Source organism: uncultured Methylobacterium sp. (genome assembly GCF_964242245.1).
Lineage (GTDB): Bacteria > Pseudomonadota > Alphaproteobacteria > Rhizobiales > Beijerinckiaceae > Methylobacterium.
In genome coordinates this window covers 1-6,957 of the sequence record NZ_CAXTBY010000153.1, presented here as the reverse complement: position 1 = coordinate 6,957, position 6,957 = coordinate 1, and the positions used below count along the sequence as shown (strand labels likewise).

Annotated in this window: 7 protein-coding genes and 1 pseudogene; 7 read left to right on the top strand and 1 reads right to left on the bottom strand. The window is 69.4% G+C overall.

The window, feature by feature from the left end:
- Window positions 1-385 (top strand): annotated as a pseudogene (locus tag ACFE8Y_RS19950) (MAPEG family protein); the annotation flags it as partial.
- Between the two features lie 2 nt (window positions 386-387).
- Here the strand turns inward: ACFE8Y_RS19950 and ACFE8Y_RS19945 are convergent.
- Window positions 388-708 (bottom strand): hypothetical protein, encoded by a 321-nt coding sequence (locus ACFE8Y_RS19945; protein WP_375466114.1) that lies wholly within the window; start codon window positions 706-708, stop codon window positions 388-390.
- Window positions 709-1,039: 331 nt separating this feature from the next.
- Here ACFE8Y_RS19945 and yajC point away from each other — a divergent pair, with 331 nt between their 5' ends.
- The 6 genes from yajC to lpdA all read left to right on the top strand — a co-directional run.
- The gene (gene yajC / locus ACFE8Y_RS19940) at window positions 1,040-1,375 is read left to right on the top strand and encodes a preprotein translocase subunit YajC (RefSeq protein ID WP_375466113.1); all 336 of its coding nucleotides are present in this window, start codon (window positions 1,040-1,042) and stop codon (window positions 1,373-1,375) included.
- A gap of 61 nt (window positions 1,376-1,436) precedes the next feature.
- Window positions 1,437-3,044 carry a protein translocase subunit SecD gene (secD, locus tag ACFE8Y_RS19935; RefSeq protein WP_375466112.1) on the top strand — a complete coding sequence of 536 codons (1,608 nt, stop codon included), beginning with the start codon at window positions 1,437-1,439 and terminating at the stop codon, window positions 3,042-3,044.
- 53 nt (window positions 3,045-3,097) lie between these two features.
- Entirely contained in the window at window positions 3,098-4,039 is a 942-nt protein-coding gene (gene secF / locus ACFE8Y_RS19930; RefSeq protein ID WP_375466111.1) for a protein translocase subunit SecF, read from the top strand.
- Between the two features lies 1 nt (window position 4,040).
- Window positions 4,041-4,418 (top strand): Mth938-like domain-containing protein, encoded by a 378-nt coding sequence (locus ACFE8Y_RS19925; protein WP_375466110.1) that lies wholly within the window; start codon window positions 4,041-4,043, stop codon window positions 4,416-4,418.
- A complete protein-coding gene (locus tag ACFE8Y_RS19920; RefSeq protein ID WP_375466109.1) occupies window positions 4,415-5,287 on the top strand; it encodes a phytoene/squalene synthase family protein in 873 nt (290 codons plus the stop codon). Before ACFE8Y_RS19925 ends, ACFE8Y_RS19920 begins: the two co-directional genes overlap by 4 nt.
- A 297-nt stretch (window positions 5,288-5,584) precedes the next feature.
- Window positions 5,585-6,957, top strand: a 1,373-nt coding sequence (gene lpdA, locus ACFE8Y_RS19915) for a dihydrolipoyl dehydrogenase (protein ID WP_375466108.1), incomplete at its 3' end; no start/stop codon positions are given.

The following is a 6,957-nucleotide window of genomic DNA, read 5'->3' as shown; positions in this document are numbered from 1 at the left end:
TTTCCCGCCACGACGGCGCTCTTTGCCGCCCTGTTCGCCCTGATCTACGCAGGGCGGTCGGCCTGGGTGATCGCTGGGCGCGTGACCCGCAACGTCCTCCAGGGCGACGGCGGCCAGGACGCGTTGCAGAAGCGCATCCGCGCGCACGGCAATTTCTCGGAGTACGTGCCGCTGACGCTGGGCGTGATCGCCCTGCGGGCGGCGGCGGCCACGGGCTGGTCGTGACGCTGCTGACGGTGCTGCTCGTCGCGCGCCTGCTGCACCCGGTCGGCTTGTTCGCACCCGTCAACTGCCCCGCCAGTTCGCCTGTCGCGGCGGCGGGATGATCGTCACCCTGCTGGTGATGGCGGTGGCCGCGATCCTGCTGCTGCTCCGGGCCGCCTGACCTCAGAATGGCGCGTCCGTCGGCCAGATCACGGTGTAGACGCGGGCAAGCTCGGCTGCGTGCGCTTCCGGGGTCCGTCGCGACCCAAGGTACCCGGAACCAGGCAGGCCGGTGGCCTTGTAGACGGCAAGCGCCTGCAGCGCCGGCAGGTTGTGCTCGGCACAATGCCTCTGGATCACACCCAGGTACCATCGCGCCGAGCGCGGATGGCAACCGACGTGCTCGGAAAGCTCGCGGTAAGTGAATGGCTTCAATCCGGTATTTGCCCGGTACGCGAGATGAAGCCAAGCCTCGCGTGCACGTTGCAGGTGATGGACAGTCATGATGCCGGATGTCAGCCCTTAATCACTGACTCAATAGACAGATGTTTATCAACACAGCACGTTTTATAATGGAGCGACATATATTTTTGACATCAAATTTGTTGAAAGTAGAATATTCACCTGAGTGAATTCATGATTCAATCCGAGAATCCGCTCGGCCGCGCACTGTTCAGGACAGGCCGCCCGGCAAGCCCATTCGAGCGGGGGACCATGCCCGGAGCACCGCCGTTGCGTTCGGGTCGCCCGTGGCTATAGTCCGCGCGCTTTCGGACAGGCCCGGCGACGCCCTGAGCAAGGCGCGCCCGGGCCCTTCCCACATGAGGAGACGCGCTTGATCACCCCCGCCTTCGCGCAAGGGGCCGGCTCGGTTGCCGGCGGAGCCGAAATCGCCTTGCAGGTGGTTCCGTTCGTCCTCATCTTCGTCATCATGTACTTCCTGATCCTGCGACCGCAGCAGAGGCGGGTCAAGGATCATCAGGCGCTGGTGAAGAACGTGCGCCGCGACGACACCATCGTCACCAACGGCGGCCTCGTCGGCCGCGTCGTCAAGGTGATGGACGAGGCGGCCGAGATCGAGGTCGAGATCGCCCCCAACGTCCGGGTGAAGGTGGTGCGCACCATGATCTCCGAGGTCCGCGTCAAGGGCGGTCCGGTCAAGGCCGCCTGAGCCGCCACACCGGCGGTCCGAGACACGGGCGCGTCATCCCAGCGAGGAACAGAGTCGGCGGATGTTGCGCTTTTCCCGTTCCAAGATCGTCGCGACGCTGGCCGCCATCCTGCTCGGCCTGAGCTTGGCCGTGCCAAGCTTCTTCGCGCCCGAGCAGCGGAAAGGCTTCATGGCTGCGCTGCCGGGCTGGTTCCCGGCCTGGATCGTGCCGACGCGCGCCATCGTCCTCGGTCTCGACCTCCAGGGCGGCTCGCAACTGCTGCTCGAAGTCGATCAGAACGAGCTCGTCGCCTCGCAGGCTAGGGCCTTGCGCGACGACGTGCGCCGCGTCTTGCAGCAGGAGGCGGTGCGGGCCGACGGCGGCATCGGCCTCCTCCAGCGCGGCGTGCAGGTGCGCGTCGCGGACGCGGCGGCGCGGGCGAAGGTGCTGCCCAAGCTCCGGGACCTGTCGCAGCCGGTCTCCAACGCGCTGGTCGACCAGTCGGGCGGCCGCTCCCTCGAGGTCACCGAGCAGCCGGACGGGCTGATCCGCCTCGCGCTCACCGAGTCCGGCATCACCGAGCGCACGCGCCGCGCCGTGACGCAGGGCATCGAGGTCATCCGCCGCCGCCTCGATTCCACCGGCACCACCGAGCCCTCGATCCAGCAGCAGGGGGCCGACCGCATCCTGATCCAGGTGCCGGGCGAGCAGAACCCGGAGCGGCTGGAGAAGCTCCTCGGCTCGACCGCCAAGCTCGAATTCCGGATGACCTCCGACAACGCGGGCGGCGACGTCGACCTGCTGCCGTCCCGCGACGAGAAGGGCGCCAAGGTGCCGATCGAGCGCCGCGTCATGGCCGACGGCGGCGACCTCACCGACGCGCAGCCGGCCTTCGACCAGCAGAGCCACGAGCCGATGGTGAGCTTCAAGTTCAACCTGAAGGGCGCCCAGCGCTTCGGGCAGGCGACCTCGGAGAACGTCGGACGCCGCATGGCGATCGTGCTCGACAACGAGGTGGTCTCGGCCCCCGTGATCCGCTCCGCCATCACCGGCGGGTCGGGTCAGATCACTGGTAACTTCTCGGTGCAGCAGGCCAACGACCTGTCGATCCTGCTGCGGGCCGGCGCGCTGCCGGCGAAGTTCACCGTGGTCGAGCGCCGCGTCGTCGGGCCTGGGCTCGGCCGCGACTCGATCCAGGCCGGCAAGCTCGCGACGCTGGTGGCCGCCGGCCTCGTCGTCGCCTTCATGTTCGCGACCTACGGCACCTTCGGCTTCATCGCCAACATCGCGCTCGCGGTCCACGTCGGGCTGATCCTCGGGCTGATGTCGGTGCTGGAGGCGACGATGACGCTGCCGGGCATCGCCGGGATCGTGCTCACCATCGGCACCGCGGTCGATTCCAACGTGCTGATCTACGAGCGCATGCGCGAGGAGCACCGCGCCGGGCGCTCCCTCGTCTCGGCGCTCCAGGCCGGCTTCGACCGGGCGTTCGCCACCATCATCGACTCGAACTCGACCATGGCGATCGCGGCGCTCATCCTGTTCTTCCTCGGCTCCGGCCCGGTGAAGGGCTTCGCGGTGGTGTTCATCCTCGGCATCCTCACCACCGTCATCACGGCGGTGACCCTGACCCGGATGATGATCGCGGTGTGGTACAACGCCTTCCGGCCGAAAGCCCTGCCGTTCTGACATCCTTCGCTCTTGGGGAGACGTGACCGCTTCCCGGCAACGAGACGAAACCCATGCGCCTGCTCCGCCTCTGGCCTGACGAGTCGCACGTCGACTTCATGCGCTTCCGGCGCCTCAGCTTCCCGCTCTCGGCGGTGCTGTCGCTCGCCACCGTGCTGCTGTTCCTCACGGTCGGGCTGAACTACGGCATCGACTTCAAGGGCGGCACGCTGGTCGAGCTCCAGGCGAAGTCGGGCACGGCCGATGTCGGCGCGATCCGCCACACCGCGACCGGCTTCGGCTTCGGCGAGCCCGAGGTGCAGGAGCTCGGCAACCAGGGCACCGTCCTCGTGCGCCTGCCGCTCCAGCCCGGCGAGCAGGGCCAGACCGCGGTGATGAACCGGGCGCACGCGGCCTTCGACGCCGACTACGATTTTCGACGCACGGAGACGGTGGGGCCCCGCGTCTCGGGCGAGCTGGTGCAGTCGGGCACCCTCGGCGTCGTGCTCTCGGTCGTGGCCGTGCTGCTCTACCTGTGGTTCCGGTTCGAGCGGGAGCTGGCGCTCGGGGCCATCGTCGGCACCCTGCACGACATCGTGCTGACCATGGGCGTGTTCATCATCACCCGGATCGAGTTCAACATGACGTCGATTGCCGCGATCCTCACCATCGTCGGCTACTCGCTGAACGAGACCGTGGTGGTGTTCGACCGCACCCGCGAGCTGATGCGCCGCTACAAGACCATTCCCACGGTCGAGCTCCTCAACCTGTCGATCAACTCCACGATGTCGCGCACCGTGATGACCTCGGTCTCGGCCTTCCTGTCGCTGCTGGCGCTGGTGCTGTTCGGCGGCGAGGCGATCCGGGGGTTCGCCGTGGTGATGCTGTGCGGCGTGGTGGTCTGCACCTACTCGGCGATCTTCGTCTCGACGCCGGCGCTGATCTACCTCGGGCTGATGCTGTCGGGCGCCAAAGCCCAGGTCGCCCGCGGGCGCGTGCCGCAGGCGGCGGAGTAGCATGGCGGAGCTTGACGGCTTCCTGCCCGGCCGGCACCTGATCGACGCCTACGGCGACGGCGGATTCCGCTTCGGCGACATGTCGCACCGCGGCTCGATCCTGGCGCTGCCCTCCGGCGTGCGCGCGTGGGCCGTCGCGGAGGCCGCCGCGATCGACCGCACGGCCCTGCGCCCGGTGCAGGCCGAGGCCGCGGGCATCGAATTGCTGCTCGTCGGCACCGGGCTCGACATCCGGCCGCTGCCGCCCGATCTCAGGGCATGGCTCAAGGACAACCGCATCGGCCTCGACGTGATGCAGACGGGCGCGGCGGCGCGCACCTACAACATCCTGGTGGCGGAGAACCGCAAGGTGGCCGCCGCCCTGATCGCGGTCGCGTGAACGCGGCTGCGACGGCGGAGACCGGCCTCGCCTTCGCGTTCCGGCACTGCGAGGAGCTGGTCCGCGCGGGCGACCCGGACCGCTACCTCGCGACGCTGTTCGCCCCGGCCGCCTTCCGCCCGCACCTGTTCGCCCTCTACGCCTTCAGCCTGACGGTCGCGCGGGTGCGCGAGGCGGCCTCGAACCCGATGGCCGGCGAGATCCGCCTGCAATGGTGGCGCGACGCGCTCCAGGGCGAGGCGCGGGGCGACGTGCGGGCCAACCCCGTCGCCGCCGCGGTGCTCGACGCGATCACCGCCCGCCGCCTCGTGCGCCAGCCCTTCGTCGACCTGATCGACGCGCGCGTGTTCGACCTCTACGACGACCCGATGCCCCGGCTGAACGACCTGGAGGGCTACTGCGGCGAGACCGCCTCGGCGCTGTTCCGGCTCGCGAGCCTGATCCTGTGCGACGGCGCCGAGCCGGGCGGCGCGGCGGCGGCCGGACACGCCGGCGTCGCCTACGGCATCACCGGCCTGCTGCGGGCGCTGCCCTGGCACGCGCGCGCCGGCCAGATCTACATTCCGGCCGAGATTTTTCGCAGTTACGGCGTGACCCGCGAGGACATCGTGACCGGCCGCGGCGGCCCGGGCCTGCGCCGGGCCTGCGCGGACCTGCGCGCCGCCGCCCGCCGGCACCTGACCGCCTTCGGCGAGGCCCGCGGCCCGATCGTGCCCGCCGCGCGCCCCGCCTTCCTGCCGCTCGCTGTCGTCGAGGGGTATCTGGCCGCGATGGAGCGGCCGGCCTACGACCCGCTCAACACCACCGTCGAGACCCCGCGCTGGCGCCGGCTCTGGCGCCTGTGGCGGACCGCGCGGGCGTCCGGGTAGGACCGCACGTCGGCCGGAAATCCCCTCTCCCCTCTGCGGGAGAGGGGGGCCCGCGAGCTAAGTCGGGAGAGGGGAGCGCCGTATCAGGAAGCGTCGCTCCCCTCTCCCGACCCTCGCGTGAGCCGAGGGCCACCCTCCCCCGCAGAGGGGGGAGGGGCGCGGCCCCGGATGACGGACCGGATGACGGACCGGACGACGCAACCAAGGCGCGCAACCGCCGCGTTGGCGCCCTCCCATTCCTCGTCTACGCTCGCCGCAGAAGACGACGCCCGCGACAAGAAACGAGACCACACCCGCATGGCCGACAGCTACGACGTTCTCATCATCGGCGCCGGCCCCGGCGGCTACGTCACCGCGATCCGCGCGGCGCAGCTCGGGTTCAAGACGGCGGTGGTGGACCGGGAGCACCTGGGCGGCATCTGCCTGAACTGGGGCTGCATCCCGACCAAGGCCCTGCTGCGCACGGCGGAGATCTACCACTACATGCAGCACGCCGCCGATTACGGGCTGTCGGCGGACAAGGTCGGGTTCGACACCGCGGCGGTCGTCAAGCGCTCGCGCGGGGTCTCGGCCAAGCTCAACGGCGGCGTCGGCCACCTGCTGAAGAAGAACAAGGTCGACGTGATCTGGGGCGAGGCCGCGATCGACAGCGTCGCGAAGGGCAACCAAGCCGGGCAGGTGACGGTCAAGGAGACCACCCGCGCCCCCGCGCCGAAGGGGGCGCTCGCCGCCGGCACGTATTCCGCAAAACACATCATCGTCGCGACCGGTGCGCGCCCCCGCGCGATCCCCGGCATCGAGCCGGACAAGAGACTGATCTGGACCTACTACGAGGCGATGGTGCCCGAGACCATGCCGAAAAGCCTGCTGGTGATGGGCTCGGGGGCGATCGGCATCGAGTTCGCCTCGTTCTACGCGACCATGGGCGCCGCGGTGACGGTGGTGGAGCTGCTGCCGCAGATCCTCCCCATCGAGGACCCGGAGATCGCGGCCATCGCCCGCAAGCGCTTCGAGAAGCAGGGCATCACGATCCTGACCGGCGCCAAGGTGACGAAGGTCGAGAAGGGGCCTGACTCCGTCACCGCGACGATCGAGGGCGCCGACGGAAAATCGCAAACCATCACGGCGGACAAGCTGATCTCGGCGGTGGGCGTGGTCGGCAACATCGAGGGCATCGGGCTGGAGAAGCTCGGGGTGAAGATCGAGCGCGGCATCGTCGTCACCGACGGGCTCGGGCGCACCAACGTGCCGGGCCTCTACGCCATCGGGGATGTCGCCGGCCCGCCGATGCTCGCCCACAAGGCCGAGCACGAGGGGGTGCTCTGCATCGAGACGATCAAGGGCCTGCCCACCCACCCGATGGACAAGGCCAAGATCCCCGGCTGCACCTACTGCCAGCCGCAGATCGCCAGCGTCGGCCTGACCGAGGCGAAGGCGCGGGAGCAGGGGTTTTCGGTCAAGGTCGGCCGCTTCCCGTTCGCCGGCAACGGCAAGGCGATCGCGCTCGGCGAACCCGACGGGCTGGTCAAGACGGTGTTCGACGCCAACACCGGGCAGTTGCTCGGCGCCCACATGGTCGGCGCCGAGGTGACCGAGCTGATCCAGGGCTACGTCGTCGCCATGAACCTCGAGACCACCGAGGAGGATTTGATGCACACGGTGTTCCCGCA